Below are 17,717 nucleotides of genomic sequence, written 5' to 3' on the forward strand. Positions count from 1 at the left end.
CGCAGCAGCCGTGGCAGCAGCAGCAACCGCCGCAGCAGCCGTACACGCCGCCGCGCGGGTACCGGCCCGAGCCGCCGCCGATGAGCGGCGGCCCCGAGCTGATGACGCACCACGCCTACGAAGAGCCGGTCGACGACGTCCAGCCCGATGACGACGGCAAGCCGGTCCTCACGCCGGAACAGCGCAAGAAGCGCCGCTGGAAGATCATCCGGCGGGTCGCCTACGCGTTCGTCGGGGTGTTCTTCGTGCTCCCCGCGATCGCGTTCGTCATCACGTACTTCCTGGTCGACGTGCCGTCGCCGACCGAGGTCGCGCAGAACCAGAGCCAGGCGGTGACCTACCTCTACGCCGACGGCTCGCCGATGGGCAAGGACGTCCCGCGCGGCGGCAACCGCGTGCTGCTGACCCCGGAGCAGATCCCCGACGTCATGAAGCACGCGGCGATCGCGACCGAGGACGACTCGTTCGAGACCAACTCCGGCTTCGACGTCGGCGGCCTGCTGCGGGCGGTCTACAACCAGGCGACCGGCGGCACGGGCGGCGGCTCGACGATTTCGCAGCAGTACATCAAGAAGGCCACCGACAACGACGCCCCGACGTTGACGCGCAAGTGGACCGAGCTGGCCAAGTCCTTCAAGATGAACCAGACGTACGAGAAGAAGGACATCATCACCGCGTACCTGAACATCATCTACTTCGGGCGCGGGGCGTACGGGGTCGGCGCGGCGTCGCAGGCCTTCTTCCACAAGGACGCCAAGGACCTCACGTTCTCGGAAGCCGCGCTGCTGGCCGGGCTGATCCAGCAGCCGGGCCGCTCGGAGAACCCCAAGGTCGCCCACGACCGCTGGAACACCGCGCTCGACCGGATGGTGAAGAACAACTACATCACCGCGGCCGACCGCGCGGCGGCGCAGTTCCCGACGCCGATCCCCCTGGAGGACAGCAAGCAGCAGGCCGGCGCGCCGCCCGCGTTCGTCGTCCAGCAGGTGAAGAACGAGCTGGCCGCGCACGACATCCCCGAGGACCGCTACTACTCCGGCGGCTTCGTCGTGCAGACGACGATCGACCCGAAGGCGCAGGAGGCCGCCGAGAAGGCCGCCACCGAGGCGCTGGAGAACCAGGTCGACGACAACCTGCTCGACGCGCTGGTCGCCGTCGACCCGAAGACCGGCGGCGTGCTCGCCTACTACGGCGGCAAGCCGATCGTGCAGGTCAACGGGCAGGACCAGGCCGGGCGCGACTGGGCGGACACGCCGCAGAACCCGGGTTCGTCGATGAAGCCGTTCGACCTCACCGCGCTGCTGAAGATGGGCAAGGGCCTCGACACGACGTACGACGGCTCCAACAACCGCGTCTTCGACGGCCGCGTCGTCCGCAACGCCGGCCCGGGCAGCTCCTGCTCGCAGCAGTGCACGGTCTCGGAAGCGATGATGCGGTCGGCGAACACCGTGTTCTACGACATGGTCCTGCACGACACCAAGCAGGGCCCGGTCAAGGAAGCCGCCAAGGAGGCCGGCGTCGAGGTCAAGGAGGACGGCGGCCAGTCGATCATCTCCACCAAGGACAACAACATCTCCCTCGGCGGTGGCGAAACCCAGATCACGCCGCTGGACATGGCTTCGGCGTACGCGACGTTCGCCGCGAACGGCCAGCAGCGGCAGCGGCACTTCGTGCTCAAGGTGACCAACGGCCAGAACGAAGTCGCGTACGAGGCGCCGACCGACGCGAAGGCCGCGTTCGACAGCGACTCGGACAAGAGCCGCCAGATCGCCGGGAACGTCACCGAGGCGCTGAAGCCGGTCATCGACTTCTCGCACCTGAAGTGCCCGAACGGCCACGAGTGCGCCGGCAAGACCGGGACGCAGCAGCACACGAAGGTCGCCGGCGAGCCGTCGTGGGCGGCGAACGCGAACTCGCAGACGTGGATGGTCGGGTACACGCCGTCGGTCTCGGTGGCGGCCTGGGTCGGTGGCGACGGCAACAAGCCGCTGCACGGCAAGAACAACTCGCCGATCTACGGCTCGACCATCGCCGGCCCGATGTGGCAGAAGTTCCTCTCGCTGTACCTGACCGGGAAGCCGGGCGAGCGGTTCGACAAGGTCGACCGCATCGGCGGCGAGGTCCCGCCGCCGTCGTCCGACGTCGCCACGACGACGGACGCGACCCCGACGAACGAGAACCCGGACAACGGCGGCGACCAGGGCGACAACGGCGGCGGCAACAACGACGACAACGGCCACAACCAGTCGTCGTCGAAGGAGAGCACGCCGAAGCACACGAAGACGCCGACGTCGAAGGAGACGACGACGAACTCCGACGCGCCGGACAACTAGCCGGGCTGAACCACGGTGGGCCGCGGTCCGTGTCCTCTTCGAGAGGACTGCGCCCGCAGCCCACCGTGGAGGACGGCCCGTGAACCACGACCGCACGTCACCCGGCCGGCAGCACGTCCCGCGTCGACGGACCCGGCGGCCGGTGCCGCGCCCCGGCCTGCTGGGCGCCGAGCCCGAGCTGATCACCCACCACGCGCACAACGGCACCGAGCCGGACGATCCGCCGACCGTGCCGATCCGGCGGCCGCGTCCCGGTGAGCCGCCCCGGCGGCCGCGGCCGCTCACCGGCCAGGACCTGCGGCGGCGCCGCTGGCGCCGGGTCCGGCGGATCGCCTACGTCGCCGCCGGGCTCTTCTTCGCCGTTCCCGCGATCGCGTTCCTGATCACCTACCTCGCCGTCGACGTCCCCTCGCCGGAGACGGTCGCGCAGGCGCAGGGCCAGGCCGTGACGTACCTCTACAGCGACGGCACCGAAATGGGCAAGGACGTGCCCACCGGCGGCAACCGGCAGATCCTGGCGGCGAACCAGATCCCGGACGTCGTCAAGAAGGCCGTGATCGCGACCGAAGACGCGTCCTTCGAGACCAACTCCGGCTTCGACGTCGGCGGCATCCTGCGCGCGGCCTACAACCAGGTCACCGGCGGGTCCGGCGGCGGGTCGACGATTTCGCAGCAGTACATCAAGAACGCCTCCGGCGAAGACGACCCGACGCTGACCCGCAAGTGGGTCGAGCTCGCGAAGTCGTTCAAGATGAACCAGACCTACGAGAAGGCGGACATCATCACCGCCTACCTCAACATCATCTACTTCGGCCGCGGCGCCTACGGGATCCAGGCCGCGGCGCAGGCCTACTTCGGCAAGGACGTCGGGCAGCTGGACTACTCGCAGGCCGCGCTGCTGGCCGGGCTGATCCAGCAGCCGGGCCGCTCGGAGAACACCGCCGTCGCGATGAGCCGCTGGAGCACCGCGCTGGACCGGATGCAGAAGAACGGCTACCTGACGCCGGCCCAGCGCGCGGCGGCGAAGTTCCCGGCGCCGATCCCGCTGAAGGAGAGCCGGGAAGCCGGCGCGCTGAACCCGTTCATCAAGAAGCAGGTCAAGGCCGAACTGGCCGCGCAGGGCATCGACGAGAAGCAGTACTACGCCGGCGGGTTCCAGGTGTTCACCACCATCGACCCGCGGGCCCAGCAGTCGGCGGAAAAGGCCGTCGCCGAGGGCATGGCCGACCAGACCGACGACCGGATCCTCAACGCGCTCGTCGCCGTCGACCCGAAGACCGGCGGGGTGCTCGCCTACTACGGCGGCGACGCGATCGTGAAGGGCCCGAACGGCGAGGACCAGGCCGGCCGCGACTGGGCCGACGAGCCGCACAACCCGGGTTCGTCGATGAAACCGTTCGACCTGGCCGCGTTCCTCAAGCTCGGCCGCGGCCTCGACGCGCGCTTCGACGGCACGTCACCGCGGACGTTCCCCGGCGTCGACCTGCCGATCCGCAACGCGGGCGACAGCAGCAGCTGCTCGCAGCAGTGCACCGTCGCCGAAGCCATGCAACGGTCCACCAACACCGTCTTCTACGACATGGTCCTCAACGTCACCAAGCCGTCCGGCGTGGCGGAAGCGGCGCAGGAAGCGGGAATCCGGACGTCGGAAAACGGCGGCCGCAGCAAGCTGTTCACCGGCGACAACAACATCTCCATCGGCGGCGGTGGCACCCAGGTGACGGCGGCCGACATGGCGTCGGGGTACGCGACCTTCGCCGCGGGTGGCGTCCAGCGCGACCGGCACTTCGTGCAGAAGGTGACCAACGCGAACGGCGAAACCGCTTACGAGGCCAAGGATCGCTCGACCGACGCCTTCGCCGACAACGACCCGCAGAAGAGCGCGCAGATCGCCGGGAACGTCACGGCGGCGCTGGCCCCGGTGATCCAGTTCTCGCGGCTGAGCTGCCCGGCCGGGCACGAGTGCGCCGGGAAAACCGGGACGCAGCAACACACCCCGCAGAACGACGAACCCGCGTCGGCGGCGAACGCGAACTCGCAGACCTGGATGGTGGGCTACACGCCATCGGTGTCGGCGGCGGTCTGGGTGGGCAGCGACGGCGACAAGGCGTTGCGCGGCCCGAACGGCGCCCCGCTGTTCGGCTCGACGCTGGCCGGGCCGATCTGGGACCGGTTCATGCAGCTGTACCTGTCCGGCCGGCCGGGCGAGCGCTTCGACCGCGTGGCGGCGATCAGCTCGCCGCAGGACCGGGTGCAGGTCCAGGTCGAGCAGCCGCAACAACAACAGCAGCAACAACAACAGGACCAGCGGGTCCAGGTCGGCCCCGGCGATCAGCGGCAGCTGGACCAGTTCCGCCAGTTCCAGCAGCGGCTGCAGGAACTGCAGGACCGGCAGCGGGGAAGGAAGAGGCCGTGACGTCGGCGCTGGGGGACACCGGCGTCACGGCCAGACCGGGGGTCAGAGCTTGATGACCGTTCCTTCCACGCCCGAGCGGTGCGCCGCCTCGATCACCCGGAGGGCCTCGACCGACGACTCCGGGTCGACCGGGAAGGCGCCTTCGCCGCGCAGGGCGTCGCGCACCTCGGCGTAGAACTGCTCGTAGCGGCCCGTCTCGGTGGGGACCGTCTTGACGTCGTTGCCGACGCCGATGCGGCCCGCGTCCGACGCGGGTTCGACGGCCCAGCCGTCGTCGCCGGGGCGCATGCCCGCCTTGATCTGGGGTTCCTGCACGTCGAGGCCGTACTTGGTGAACGTCGCCTGGTCGCCGAGCACCCGGAACCGGGGGTTCAGCGTGCCGGCGAGCGCCGACGCCCAGAGGTGCGACCGGACGCCGCCCGAGTGCTTCAGCGCGACGAACACGTCGTCGTCGACCTGGACGCCCGCGCGGCGGCGGTCGGTCTCCGCGTAGACCTGCGTGACCGGGCCGAACAGCTGCAGCGCCTGGTCGACGATGTGCGCGCCCAGGTCGTAGAGCAGGCCGCCGGCCTCGGCCGGGTCGCCGAACTCGCGCCAGTTGTCCTTGGGCTTCGGCACCCAGCGGTCGTAGCGGGACTCGAAGCGGAAGACCTCGCCGAGCTTCCCGGACTCGAGGACCTTCCGGACGGTGAGGAAGTCGGAGTCGAGCCGCCGGTTCTGGAAGACCGTCAGGCCGACGCCCGCCGCCTTCGCCGCGGCGACGACCTGCTCGGCCTCCAGCGCGGTCGGCGCGAACGGCTTGTCGACCACGACCGGCAACCCGGCCTCGATCGCCCGCAGCGCGAGCGGCACGTGCGTGCGGTTGGGCGTGCTGACCACGACGAGGTCGAGGTCGGCCGCCCGCTCGAACAGCGCGTCGGCGTTCGGGACGACCTCGGCGCCGGGGTGGTCGGTGCGAGCCTGCTGCGCGTTGCTCGCCGTCGTGATCACCGCGGGGGTGAGCCCGGGCGTCGCCGCCACCAGCGGCGCGTGGAAGACGCGGCCGCCGATGCCGTACCCCAGGATGCCCACGCGCAAGTCACTCATGACCCTCATTAAACAACAGTGTTGCTTAATTGACCAGCCGTGGGAAGATCCTGTCCATGGCGGACACCGGGGTGAACCTGCGCAACGTGCGCGAGCACAACCGCGCCCTGCTGCTCACGCACATCCTGCGCGCCGGCGGCCTCAGCCGCGTCGAGCTGGCCGAACGCACCGGCCTCACCCAGCAGGCCGTCTCGAAGATCGTGCCCGAGCTCCTCGACGCCGGCCTGCTGGACGAAGAGCGCCAGGCCTCGACCGGGGTCGGCAAGCCCCGCACCCAGCTGACCATCCGGGCCGGCGCCCGGCACGCCCTCGGCGCGCGCCTCGACCGCGACGAGTACCGCGTGCTGCGCACCAACCTCATCGGCGAGGTGGAGGAGACGGCGGGCGGCCCGCTGCCCGTCGGCTTCACGCCCGAGCAGGCCGTCGAAGCCATCGGCGCGAGCGCGCTCGAACTCGCCGACGGCTTCGACGTGCTCGGCCTCGGCCTCGGCGCGGTCGGCCCGCTGGACCACCTCGCCGGGGTGGTCCGCGACGCCACGAACATGCCCGGCTGGCACGACGTCCCCCTGCGCGACCTGCTCGAGAAGCGCACCGGGCTGCCGGTGACGCTCGACAAGAACACCAACGCCGCCGCGTTCGCCCAGGTGTGGCCGCACGGCGAGCCGACGGCGACCGCGGTCGTGCTGGTCGGCACCGGCATCGGTGTCGGCCTGGTGATCGACGGGCGGCTCTACCGCGGCCCGCGGACCAACGCGGGTGAGTTCGGGCACACCACGATCGCGTTCGACGGGCCCGTCTGCGCCTGCGGGCGCCGCGGCTGCGTCGAGATCATGGCCAAGCGGGCTCCCGACACGCGGACCGCCGCGGGCTTCCTCGGGATCGGGCTCGCCGACCTCGTCCAGGTGCTCGACCTGGAGCGGATCGTGCTGGCCGGGCGCGCCGTGCGGGACGAACCGGACGTCCACCGCGAGGCCGTTTCGGCCCGGCTGGAGGAGCTGCTGCCGCTGCCGCAGTGGCAGCGGATCGAGGTCGTCGAGGACGACGGCGGCGAGGAGATCGTCACGCGCGGAGCCGCCGCGGAGGTCCTGGCCTCGTACTACGCGAAACCGGCATGATCACCGGCTTCACCTCGGTGGCGGCCGCCGACCGCTAACATCCGCACTCGTGCCAGAGGAGACCACGAGCGAGCCGGACGACGGCCCCGTGACGCTTACCCGGGCGGAACGGGTCGTCCCGAGCTGGAACGAGCCCCTCGCCGCGGCGGTCACCAGACCCCTCGGCGGTCCGCTCGGCGAGCACGCGGCGGTCGGCAGGCACTGGTTCTGGTCGCCGCAGCGCGTCGGCCTGCTGCTGGCCACCCTCGCGCTGATGCTCTGCTGGCTCGGCAAGGGCTCCTGCATCCAGCAGTACCAGGACTCCAGCGGCGCCACCCAGCTCGACTGGCGGGCGGGCCGCCCGTTCGTCGCGATGTGCTACTCCGACATCGTGCCGCTCTACAGCTCCGAGCGGCTCGACCGGCCGGGCACCTTCCCGTACTACACGTCGTGGAAGGAGAGCTCGCAGACGGCGGAGAACGACACCCGGTACATGGAGTACCCGGTGTTCACCGGCCTCTTCCAGTGGGCGAACGCGAAGCTCGCGGCGGGCTGGTTGAACATCGCCGAGAGCGGCTGGCTGCCCGGCGCGCTGCCGGTCGCCGTCTACTTCGACTTGACGGCGTTGTTCCTGGCGCTGGCGTGGCTGGTGACCGTGTGGGCGACCGGCCGGACGGTGAAACGCCGGCCGTGGGACATGGTGCTGGTGGCGGTCTCGCCGCTGGTGCTGGTGCACGCGTTCACCAACTTCGACGCGATCGCGACGGCGTTCACCGCGACCGGCCTGCTCGCCTGGGCGCGCAAGAAACCGCTGCTCGCCGGGCTCCTGCTCGGCCTGGGCGCGACCGCCAAGCTCTACCCGCTGTTCCTGCTCGGGGTGCTGTTCTTCCTGTGCCTGCGCGCCGGGAAGCTCACGCCGTTCTGGAAGACCGCGGCCGCGACCGTCCTGACCTGGCTGGCGGTGAACGCGCCCTTCATCCTGACCGCGACCCGCGGCTGGTGGGAGTTCTTCCGGCTCAACACGCTGCGGCCGATGGACCCGGACTCGCTGTACAACGTCTTCTCGTACACGACGGGCTGGGCCGGCTTCGACGGCGTGCTGCAGAAGAACCAGACGCCGACGTACCTCAACCTGACCGTCGCCGTGCTGTTCCTGGCCTGCTGCGCGGGCATCGCGTACATCGCGCTCGCCGCACCGCGGCGGCCGCGGGTCGGCCAGCTCGCGTTCCTCGTCGTCGCCGCGTTCCTGCTGACGAACAAGGTGTGGAGCCCGCAGTACTCGCTGTGGCTGGTGCCGCTGGCCGTGCTGGCGATCCCGCGCTGGCGGCTGCTGCTCGGCTGGATGCTGATCGACGCCCTGGTCTGGGTGCCGCGGATGTTCTACTACCTCGGCGTCGACCACAAGGGCCTGCCCGAGGGCTGGTTCCTCGGCGCGGTCGTCATCCGCGACCTCGCCGTCGCCGCGCTGTGCGTGCTGGTCGTGCGCGAGATCTACCGGCCGGGCACCGACCTGGTCCGGGCGGCGGGCGACGACGACCCGGCGGGCGGCTTCCTCGACGGCGCCCGGGACGTGGTCGTCCCGAACGCCGTCCGGCGCCGCCGCCGGACCGTGGCCGCTTAACCCAGCTTTTCGCGCAGGTAGGCGATGTCGGTCGCCTGGCCGTCGGCCGGGGTCTCGACGACGACCGGCGCGCCCGCGGCCCTGGCCACCTCGACCAGCACCTCGGGGTCGATCGTGCCCTCGCCCTCGACGACGTTGGCGTGCCGGTCGCGCGTCGAGCCGAACTCGTCGCGCGAGTTGTTGAGGTGCACCAGGTCGATCCGGCCGGTGATGGCCTTGACCTTCTCGACGGCCGTCGAGAGGTCCCAGCCCGCGGCGAACGCGTGGCAGGTGTCCAGGCAGAACCCGGCGCCGAACTCGCCGACCTTGTCCCACAGCCGGGCGATGACCTCGAGGTCGCGGGTGATCGCGTTCTCGCCGCCGGCGGTGTTCTCGATCAGGATCGGGACCTTGAAGCCGCCCTTCTCCTGCTCGCGCTCGAAGAGCTTGCGCCAGTTGTCCAGGCCGGCCTCGACGTCGTCGTTCGCCCCGACGTGCCCGCCGTGCACGATCAGGCCCTTCGCGCCGATCGCCGCGGCGCCGTCCGCGTGCTGCGTGACGTTCTTACGGGATGGGATCCGGATCTTGTTGTTCAGCGAAGCCACGTTGATGAGGTAAGGAGAGTGGATGAACACCTCGACGGGGTCGGCCTGGATGGCCTCGCCGTGGGGGTGCGGCTTCGGGGCCTTCCAGCCCTGCGGGTCGGAGAGGAAGAACTGGACGACGTCGGCTTTGCGCTCGGCGACCGCGGTCAACGGGTCGTCGTCACGGACATGGGCGCCAATCAGCATGCCGAGCACGCTACTCCGGGTGCATCTTTGGCCTGTGGGACCGGTTGGTGACGCTCGTGGAGTACCGTGAGCGCGTTCCGTGATCCAGATTGGTCCGACTGCCGGAGGGCATCGATGGGGAAGCAGTTCACCCGGATCACCGCACTGGGATTCACCTTCGCCGCTTCGGCCGCGCTGTTCGCTCCGGGGGTGGCGAGCGCGGACACCAGCCCGACCCTCGGCGGCGACTGCTCGGCCACCCTGCAGAACGGCCAGGCCCGCGACGCGAAGACCGGCCTGGTCCTGGACGCCGGCGCCCCGCTGAACGCCCCGGACCGGCTGACCGTCGGGCTCGACTCCACGTCCCGGAACACGAACGGCTCGGCCCCGCTGCTCACCCTCCCGGTGGGGGACACCGTCCGCGCGCTCGGCATCGGCGACGTGCCGGTGGTCGGCGACGCGGCGGCGAAGACGGTCTGCCCCGCCGCGCAGGGCGTCGTGAACACCGTCGGCGGCGTGACGCAGGGCGTGGCCGAGGAACTGCCGCCGCTGCCGCTCCCGCCGGGCCCGAACCCGCCCGCACCGCCCGCGCCCCCGGCCCCGCCGGGCCCGACGCCGCCGGGGCAGAACCCGCCCGGCGACAGCACCGGCCCGGTGACCACCGGCCCCGGCAACGCGGGCCTGCCCGGCGACGCGATCTCGGGCATCTTCAGCAACGCCTCCCTGCTGCCCGGCAGCCTGGTGCAGGCGCCGGTGATCGCACAGATCATCCCCGGCCAGCAGGTCCCGACGGTCGACGAGCAGAAGTCCGGCACGGCCGAGGCACTGCCCGCCGTCACGCCGCCGGCGAAGCTGCCCATGCTGCTCGCGGTGCTGGCGCTGGCGATCGTCGCCGCGGCCCTCGTCCGGGCGTGGATCCGCCGCAAGCCGGCCTGATTCGACTGAGCGTGACGCCCGCTTCCACTCGAATGCCGGACATTTCTGAGCGAGCGGGCGTCACCGTGCTGCCTTAACGTCGTTGTCCTGGGGAGAGGCGACGAGGCAAGGGGCGGCGAGCATGCGGGATCGGACACGGAGGGCAACGGCGGTCGGAGCGACGGCGTTCGTGCTCGCGGGTTCGGCCGTGCTCGGCATGCCCGGCACCGCCTCCGCCGATACCAAGACCGTGCCCTGCGGCAGCACCGTCACGGCGAAGCCCGGCGACCACATCCAGGGCACCCTGCTCGGGCTGCCGCTGCCTGTCGACCTGGGCATCGTCGGGCAGGCGACCACCGTGCTGACCAGCGCGGTCGGGGGCCTGCTCAACACGGTCTGCAAGGTCACCGTGAACGTCGTGAACACCGTCGTCTCGCCGGTCCCGGTCGTCGGCGCGCCCGCGGCGAGCGCGATCAACCAGGGCGTCGACGGCGTCAACTCGGCCGCGACCGGCGGCCTCAACACGATCAACGGCGGCGGCAAGCAGTCGTCGCCGCAGCCCGGGGCCGGCGGCAGCCAGCAGCAACCGCCCGCCCAGGGCGGCACCGGCGGCGCACCGCAGGGCGGGACCCCGCAGGGCACCACGCCGATCCCCGAGGCGAACAGCCCGCTCCTGCCCGGCTTCTCCAGCACCCCGGTGTTCGGCGGCTTCCCGTTCACCGTCGGCACCGGCTACGCGCCGATGCGGGACTACAGCGGCATCCCGTTCGCGACGGCCGGGCTGTTCACGCCGTCACCCGCCCTCCGGTACGGCAGCCAGATCCCGGGTTACGCGCCGCAGTACGGGCTCACCGGGCCCGACCAGTCCGCGGCCGGCAACTCCGGCGTCCAGACGGCGGGCCGGGCCGAAGCGCTACCGTCCGCATCCGACGGCTTCACGGACGGGTCGAATCTGCCCCTGTTGATCGCGGTGCTGGCACTCTCCGGAGTCAGCGCGGGCCTCGTGCGGACCTGGGTGCTCCGCCGAATGGCCGCTGCGAATTGACCCGACTGCCGAGTATCTTTCGCGTATCTCCTTCGTTGATCCTGTTGCCTGGAACGACGCCCCCGTAACGCTTTGGAGGACCCGCACGTGCGGAAGATCCTGACCGCCACCGCCATCGCCGCGTTCTTGACCGGCGGCGCATTCCTCGCCACGGGCACGGCTTCCGCCGCCACGACGCTCGCCGGCACCTGCTCCGGCGCGGTGAACGGCAGCATGGGCGACACCGTCGCGATCCAGGGCTCCTCGGTGAAGGAACTGGTCCGCAAGGGCGCGCAGGACTACGTGAACTCCCACCTGTGGACCGCGCTCTCGGTGTGGCCGAACTCCCTCGCCGACACGATCGCCGCCAAGGGCGCGCTGCCCGTCGGCCAGGTCCCGAACGCGGCGGGCGGCACGATCGCGGGCTCCGCGATCGGCGGCGTCGTCGCCACCGCGCTCAAGGGCGCGAACGGACTCGGCGTGCTGGACAGCACCAAGAACGAGGTCCTCAGCTCGATCTCCGCGCACGTCGCACAGGGCTGCGGCCTGACGACGGTCGCCACGAACTACGTCGCACCGGGCCAGCAGGGCACCGGCGGCACCGGCACCGCGCCGGGCGGCACCGCGAACGTCCCCGGCGGCACCTCGGGCAACCTCTCCAACCTGAACCCGGGCACCGCGGGCGGCACGGGCGGCAGCGCGCCCATGCGCGACTACAGCGGCATCCCCACGGCGACCGCCGGCACGGCCGTCGCCCCGGGCGTGCGGTACCCCGCGAACGGGACGCTCCCCGGCGACGCGTCCGCCCCGCAGGCGGGTCAGGGCGACCAGAGCGGCCAGAGCGCCGGCATCCGCGACGCGGGCAACGCGCAGTCGCTCGCCTCGAACAGCGCGTCGAACGACGTCCAGCTGCCGATGCTGCTCGCGGTGATCGTGCTGGCCGGCGTCACGGCGGGGCTCGTCCGCACCTGGGTCCTGCGCCGCGCGAGCTGACCCCGCCGTCGGGGCCCGAAGGCACCCCCAGGTAGCCTTACCTGGACAAACCCTCCTGCCACGGACAGCCCGTGGCCGCGAGCCCATAGGAGGTGAGTGGTTGTGTCACGCCATTACGAGGTAATGGTCATCCTGGACCCCACGCTCGACGAGCGCACGGTCGCCCCCACGCTGGACAACTTCCTCAACGTGATCCGCACTTCGGGCGGTTCCGTGGAGAAGGTCGACGTCTGGGGCCGCCGCCGCCTTTCGTACGAGATCAAGAAGCACGCCGAGGGCATCTACGCGCTGCTCGACCTGAACTCCTCGGCCGACGCGGTCAAGGAGCTCGACCGGCAGCTGTCGCTGCAGGAGACCGTGCTCCGCACCAAGGTCATGCGTCGCGAGGTCAAGCGCGCCGCGGCCAAGCCCGCTGCCGCCAAGGCCTGAGCCCGAGGGGAACCCCGATGGCTGGAGACACCGTCATCACGGTGGTCGGCAACCTGACGTCCGACCCGGAGCTGCGTTTCACCCCGTCCGGTGCGGCGGTCGCGAACTTCACCGTCGCGTCCACCCCGCGCACGCTCGACCGGCAGTCCGGCGAGTGGAAGGACGGCGAGGCGCTGTTCCTGCGCTGCAACATCTGGCGCCAGGCGGCGGAGAACGTCGCCGAGTCCCTGACCCGCGGCGCCCGCGTCGTCGTGCAGGGCCGCCTCAAGCAGCGGTCGTTCGAGACGAAGGAAGGCGAGAAGCGCACCGTCGTCGAGCTCGAGGTCGACGAGATCGGGCCCTCGCTGCGCTACGCCACGGCCAAGGTCAACAAGGTCAGCCGCGGTGGCGGCGGCGGTGGTGACTTCGGCGGCGGCGGTGGCGGCGGCAACCGCGGTGGCGGCGGCGCGCCGGCCGACGACCCGTGGGGCTCGGCCCCGCCGGCCGGCGGCGGTGGCGGCGGCTTCTCGGACGAGCCCCCCTTCTGATCTCGTACACATCCACAAAGATTTGAATTACCAGGAGTAGACAGTGGCCAAGCCACCCATCCGCAAGCCCAAGAAGAAGGTCTGCGTGTTCTGCAAGGCCGAGAAGAAGGGCCGCCCGGAACTGATCGACTACAAGGACACCAACCTGCTGCGGAAGTACATCTCCGACCGCGGCAAGATCCGTGCCCGTCGCGTCACCGGCAACTGCAGCCAGCACCAGCGTGACATCGCCATCGCGGTCAAGAACTCCCGCGAGATGGCGCTGCTGCCCTACACCTCGACCGCGCGCTAAGGGAGGGCAGGAGACATGGCGAAGATCATCCTCACCACGGACGTTGCCAACCTCGGCGGCCCCGGCGACATCGTCGAGGTCAAGGACGGTTACGCACGCAACTACCTGCTCCCGCGGGGCTACGCGATCGTGGCCTCCAAGGGCGCGGAGAAGAACGTCCGCACGATCCAGCGCGCGCAGGAGAGCCGTCGCATCCGCGACCTCGACCACGCGAAGGAGATCAAGGCGACGCTGGAGGGCCTCGGCGCCATCCAGCTCACCGGCAAGGCGGCCGAGGGCTCGAAGAAGCTTTTCGGTTCGATCACCGCCGGCGAGATCGTCGACGCGATCAAGGCGGCCGGTGGCCCGCTGCTCGACAAGCGCGTCATCGAGCTGCGCGAGCACATCAAGACCGTCGGCAAGCACTCGGTCGGCGCCCGGCTGCACCCGGACGTCAAGGTCGACGTGCGCCTCGAGGTCAAGGCCTCGCAGTAAGGCAGTACGCGTGATCAAGGCGGGTCGCTCCCTCGTGGGCGGCCCGCCTTCACGCGTTTCGGGGGAACCCCGGACAGGGGACCGCCGTCGTAGGACAATGGAGCGGGACGCGAAGGGAGCGCACTCGGATGGGTAACGAGGTCAACATGTCCGCGCCGTCCGGCGGAGGGGGATTCACGTTCGACGCCGACAAGATCGACGGCGTGATCAAGAAGTGGCAGGACCTCCAGGCCGACCTCAAGCGCGACTACGACGACGCCAACCTGATGGCGAACGTCAAGGCGCCCGGCAAGGAGTTCGCCAGCGGTGACTGGGAGAAGCTCGCCAACCCGTCCGGCAAGGCGTTCCTCGAGCAGAACTCCAAGATGCAGGAATACGTCAAGAACTACATCGACGCACTGACGGCCGCGAAGCAGAAGATCACCACCAAGGAGTCGGACACGCAGGCCGACCTCTCGAAGACGGGGAACCAGGCCACGTGAACCGACGACTCCTCGCCGTCCCGGCGCTGGTCTTCGCCGTGCTCGCCGTCGCGGGCTGCTCGGGCAAGACCCGCGGCACCGCCAACCCGGCGGCGACCGCCGAGTCGAGCTCGAGCAGCGAGACGTCCCGGTCCGCCGCCGACTCCGCGCCGCGGGTGCCGGAGCCGCTGAACACCGCGAACATCACCGCGGACGCGTGCAACACCATCAACGCGGCCGGCCGCTCCACGCTGAGCCTCGGCGACGGCACGCCGCGCAGCACGGGCAACGGCCCGAGCTGCACCTTCCAGGAAGCCGCCGACCCGGGCAACCAGATCGACGTGACCACGGTGACGGCGAACAAGAACGGGCTCCAGGACGTCTACGACACCAAGGCGAACGACGCCTACTTCGAGGAGTCGCAGGCCTACGGGTACCCGGCCGTCTACGCCGCCGCGCTGGACGACCGCAAGAACGGCAAGTGCGGCCTGTTCGTCGGGGTGACCAACGAGCTGGCGGTCAACATCCTGGTCCAGTACGACCACGGCGCGGGCGCGTCGGACCCGTGCTCGGTCGCGGGGAAGTTCGGCGAAGCGATGATCCAGACCTTGATGGGGGGCTGAGATGCTGGAACTGGTCCTGCTCGGCGGCTTCGCCGCGTACAACATGGCCACCACGCACTCGGACGACCACACGTCGGTGCAGGGTGACCGCAAGATCGACTGCTACGACATCTGGCACCAGATCACCACCGGTCCCGGCACCGGCTCGATCCAGAACGGGCAGGCGGCGGCGAGCCGGCTGAAGGGCGCCTACGCCGACCGGCTCACCACCATCGATGCCCTGGCCAAGGAGATGGACGCGGCCTGGACCGGCGGCGGCTCCGAAGCGGCGCAGAACGCCGGCGCGCACCCGCTGCGCGTGTGGATGGAGGACTCGGGCACCAAGCTCACCGACTCCGACAAGTACCTCGGCGAGCAGAACAACGCGTTCACCACGGTGCACGCGCAGGTGCAGGAGGTCCCGAAGGACCCGCCGAAGAACAACCTGCTCAACGCGATGACGCCGTGGACGACCGACACCGACCGGGCGATCCGCGACTACAACGCCAAGGGCCAGGCCAACGTCGACGCCTTCAACACCTACTACAAGGCGAGCAACGACAACGGCCAGAAGATGCCGACGTACTCCGCGCTGAAGGGGCAGCAGGAGAACGTCAACGTCGACAACGGCAAGGACGGCAAGAAGAAGCCGGGTGACGACGGGAAGGGCACCGGAAACGGGAACGGCAACGGCACTGGGACCGGCACCGGTCCCGGCGGCGTGAACATGCCCGGCCCGGGTGGCGTGCCGTCCTTCCCCGGCCAGCCGAACGTCCCCGGCGGCAGCTTCGACCCGGGCAAGCCGCCGGGCTTCGATCCCACCAAGCCTCCCGGCTTCGACCCGACCAAGCCCCCGGGGTTCGACCCGGCCAACCCGCCGGGCGGCACCTACACGCCGCCGAACTTCAACGACGGCACCCACTCCTCGGGCTACACGCCCCCGAAGATCCCGGGGGCCGGCGGCTTCGGCCCCGGCGGTGCGGGCGGCGCGGGCGACTTCTCGGTCCCCGGCGGTGGCTTCGGCCCCGGCGGGTCGGGCGGGATCGGCGACCCGACGGCCGGCTTCGGCCCGGGCGCCGGCGCGGGCTTCGGGCCCGGCGGCTCGAGCGGCGCGGGGTTGCCGGGTGGCGCGGGCGCGGCCGGCGCGGGCCGGGGCGGCATGGGGGCCGGCGGCGCGATGGGCGCGGGCGGCGCGGCGGCCGGGCGCACGGGTTCCACCGGGATGGGTGGCATGGGCGGCATGGGCCACGGCGCCAAGGGCCAGGGCGGCGGCGACGAGGAACGCACGTCGAAGTACCTGCTCGGCGACGACCCGAACGACATCTTCGGGACCGACGAGCTGACGGCCCCGCCGGTCATCGGCGAGTAGCGCACGCGGGACGGCCGGGCGCGTGCCAAGATGGGCGCGCCCGGCTCCTGAAGCTGCACCGGGTTCGGATTCCTACTGGGGGAAAGCGTGCTGGACAGGCAGGTCACCATCACGACCGGCACCTTGATCAACCTGATCAGGCGCCGGGGCGGCGAGCCGCACACGGTGCTGTCCGAGACGCCGACCTGGTACAGCGACGAGGCCCAGCGCGCCGAGGACGAGCGGGCCAACGCCGAGCTCGCCAAGGCGGGGCTGTTCGGCCCGCGCGGCATGCACCCCGGGTTCGTCGCGACGGTCGAAGCGATCGCGCGGCCACAGCTGGAGTACTACGGCTGGGTCGACGGCGGGTTCCAGGGCAAGCCGGTCAGCTACCGATTGCTGGCCGGCAGCGCCGGCGGTGAGGCGTTCGTGCTGGCCAAGCACGAAGAGCTGGACGTCGTCGTGCTCGAGTCGACCCGGCCGGGTGAGCTGCTCGACGACTTCCTGGGCCAGATCCCGAAACTGGCGCCGGGGCGTGGCACGCCGCTCGCGGTGCCGAAGAGCCAGCTAGAGGGGACCGCCCGCGGGGACGACGGCGGGTTCGCGGTGCTGCGCAACGACCGCCCGGCCGAGGGCTCGCAGGAGGTCGAGGAGCTCCGGCGGATCCTGGCGCTACGCCGAATGGGGAGCGGCAGCCTGTACGTGGCGGCCCGCAGCCGCACCGGCGCCCGGCACCGGATCGAACGCCCGGTGAACTACATCGATACCTCGGAAGGCCGATGGCTGACCGAAGAGGTTCCGGGCCGCGGGGAGAACCGGATCGCCTTCACCCCGGCCGACCAGCGCGTTCTCGCTGACCGGTTACGCAGCGCACAGGGCAGGCTCACCGCGACCTGATCCGCCGGCCGTTCAGCCCTCCGGGTTACCGCTCTACCCTCCGTGATATTCATCCACAGGCTGCGTGACCCAATGGTCTCCGGCTGGTCCACGACACGCCGAACAACGGGTTTCACGCGACACGCCGAACGAGTTTCCGGGAAGTTCTCCACACCTTGTTCACAGGGCTTGACCTGCGGGTTTGTCGAAGCCGATCAACCTTGTCCCCAACTTGTCCACAGCTCTCGCGCCACCTGTGACTGGTTACCCCCATTCATCCCCAGGTTGTCCACAGAAGGGTCCCCATCCTGAATTGCCATCCGCCTTCCGGGGGATCTAGCGTGCCCGCTCGGGCCTGTACTCACGGTGGCGCTAGGCGTGTCTGCGACAGCTGACGGACGTCGTCGCCGATCATCGGGGAGGGGCCCGGGGACGGGTGACGCGGATCGAGCCGCGTGCTTCGAGAGCGAAGATCCG

General features: G+C 70.8%; 17 protein-coding genes. 15 read left to right on the forward strand and 2 right to left on the reverse strand.

What is annotated here, in order from left to right; all coding sequences use genetic code 11:
• Nucleotides 1-80 precede the first annotated feature (80 nt).
• Together AB0J40_RS06350 and AB0J40_RS06355 are read left to right on the forward strand one after the other, a co-directional pair.
• Complete coding sequence (locus tag AB0J40_RS06350; RefSeq protein WP_364448723.1) at nucleotides 81-2,333, forward strand: transglycosylase domain-containing protein; 2,253 nt, start codon at nucleotides 81-83, stop codon at nucleotides 2,331-2,333.
• 79 nt (nucleotides 2,334-2,412) lie between these two features.
• Entirely contained in the window at nucleotides 2,413-4,749 is a 2,337-nt protein-coding gene (locus AB0J40_RS06355; RefSeq protein ID WP_364448393.1) for a transglycosylase domain-containing protein, read from the forward strand.
• A gap of 42 nt (nucleotides 4,750-4,791) precedes the next feature.
• Here the strand turns inward: AB0J40_RS06355 and AB0J40_RS06360 are convergent, their stop codons facing one another.
• Nucleotides 4,792-5,835: a Gfo/Idh/MocA family oxidoreductase gene (locus AB0J40_RS06360; protein ID WP_364448395.1), complete on the reverse strand. Its 1,044-nt coding sequence runs from the start codon at nucleotides 5,833-5,835 to the stop codon at nucleotides 4,792-4,794.
• Nucleotides 5,836-5,891: 56 nt separating this feature from the next.
• Here AB0J40_RS06360 and AB0J40_RS06365 point away from each other — a divergent pair, with 56 nt between their 5' ends.
• Entirely contained in the window at nucleotides 5,892-6,950 is a 1,059-nt protein-coding gene (locus AB0J40_RS06365; protein ID WP_364448725.1) for an ROK family transcriptional regulator, read from the forward strand.
• Between the two features lie 49 nt (nucleotides 6,951-6,999).
• A complete protein-coding gene (locus tag AB0J40_RS06370; protein ID WP_364448398.1) occupies nucleotides 7,000-8,550 on the forward strand; it encodes a glycosyltransferase 87 family protein in 1,551 nt (516 codons plus the stop codon).
• Here the strand turns inward: AB0J40_RS06370 and AB0J40_RS06375 are convergent.
• A complete protein-coding gene (locus AB0J40_RS06375) occupies nucleotides 8,547-9,320 on the reverse strand; it encodes a deoxyribonuclease IV (RefSeq protein WP_364448401.1) in 774 nt (257 codons plus the stop codon). The two genes, AB0J40_RS06370 and AB0J40_RS06375, sit on opposite strands and share 4 nt — an antisense overlap.
• Nucleotides 9,321-9,434: 114 nt before the next feature.
• On the opposite strand from AB0J40_RS06375, the gene AB0J40_RS06380 reads away from it, so the two are divergent.
• The 11 genes from AB0J40_RS06380 (at nucleotide 9,435) to AB0J40_RS06430 (ending at nucleotide 17,261) form a co-directional block, all read left to right on the forward strand.
• Nucleotides 9,435-10,235 carry a hypothetical protein gene (locus AB0J40_RS06380; protein ID WP_364448404.1) on the forward strand — a complete coding sequence of 267 codons (801 nt, stop codon included), beginning with the start codon at nucleotides 9,435-9,437 and terminating at the stop codon, nucleotides 10,233-10,235.
• A 121-nt stretch (nucleotides 10,236-10,356) separates the two neighbouring features.
• Entirely contained in the window at nucleotides 10,357-11,259 is a 903-nt protein-coding gene (locus AB0J40_RS06385) for a hypothetical protein (protein WP_364448406.1), read from the forward strand.
• 87 nt (nucleotides 11,260-11,346) lie between these two features.
• Nucleotides 11,347-12,231: a hypothetical protein gene (locus AB0J40_RS06390; RefSeq protein WP_364448409.1), complete on the forward strand. Its 885-nt coding sequence runs from the start codon at nucleotides 11,347-11,349 to the stop codon at nucleotides 12,229-12,231.
• 102 nt (nucleotides 12,232-12,333) lie between these two features.
• The gene (rpsF, locus tag AB0J40_RS06395) at nucleotides 12,334-12,660 is read left to right on the forward strand and encodes a 30S ribosomal protein S6 (RefSeq protein ID WP_200876551.1); all 327 of its coding nucleotides are present in this window, start codon (nucleotides 12,334-12,336) and stop codon (nucleotides 12,658-12,660) included.
• 17 nt (nucleotides 12,661-12,677) lie between these two features.
• Nucleotides 12,678-13,187, forward strand: a complete 510-nt coding sequence (locus tag AB0J40_RS06400) for a single-stranded DNA-binding protein (protein WP_364448411.1) — start codon at nucleotides 12,678-12,680, stop codon at nucleotides 13,185-13,187.
• Nucleotides 13,188-13,230: 43 nt separating this feature from the next.
• Nucleotides 13,231-13,479: a 30S ribosomal protein S18 gene (gene rpsR / locus AB0J40_RS06405; RefSeq protein WP_003098744.1), complete on the forward strand. Its 249-nt coding sequence runs from the start codon at nucleotides 13,231-13,233 to the stop codon at nucleotides 13,477-13,479.
• 15 nt (nucleotides 13,480-13,494) lie between these two features.
• A complete protein-coding gene (gene rplI / locus AB0J40_RS06410) occupies nucleotides 13,495-13,953 on the forward strand; it encodes a 50S ribosomal protein L9 (RefSeq protein WP_364448413.1) in 459 nt (152 codons plus the stop codon).
• Between the two features lie 128 nt (nucleotides 13,954-14,081).
• Complete coding sequence (locus tag AB0J40_RS06415; protein ID WP_364448415.1) at nucleotides 14,082-14,435, forward strand: hypothetical protein; 354 nt, start codon at nucleotides 14,082-14,084, stop codon at nucleotides 14,433-14,435.
• The gene (locus AB0J40_RS06420; RefSeq protein WP_364448417.1) at nucleotides 14,432-15,037 is read left to right on the forward strand and encodes a DUF3558 domain-containing protein; all 606 of its coding nucleotides are present in this window, start codon (nucleotides 14,432-14,434) and stop codon (nucleotides 15,035-15,037) included. Before AB0J40_RS06415 ends, AB0J40_RS06420 begins: the two co-directional genes overlap by 4 nt.
• A 1-nt stretch (nucleotide 15,038) precedes the next feature.
• A complete protein-coding gene (locus tag AB0J40_RS06425) occupies nucleotides 15,039-16,385 on the forward strand; it encodes a hypothetical protein (RefSeq protein ID WP_364448419.1) in 1,347 nt (448 codons plus the stop codon).
• 87 nt (nucleotides 16,386-16,472) lie between these two features.
• On the forward strand, nucleotides 16,473-17,261 hold the full coding sequence (locus tag AB0J40_RS06430) for an ESX secretion-associated protein EspG (RefSeq protein WP_364448421.1): 789 nt from the start codon (nucleotides 16,473-16,475) through the stop codon (nucleotides 17,259-17,261).
• Nucleotides 17,262-17,717: the final 456 nt, after the last annotated feature.

The organism is Amycolatopsis sp. NPDC049691 (assembly GCF_040675005.1).
Taxonomy (GTDB): Bacteria; Actinomycetota; Actinomycetes; order Mycobacteriales; family Pseudonocardiaceae; genus Amycolatopsis.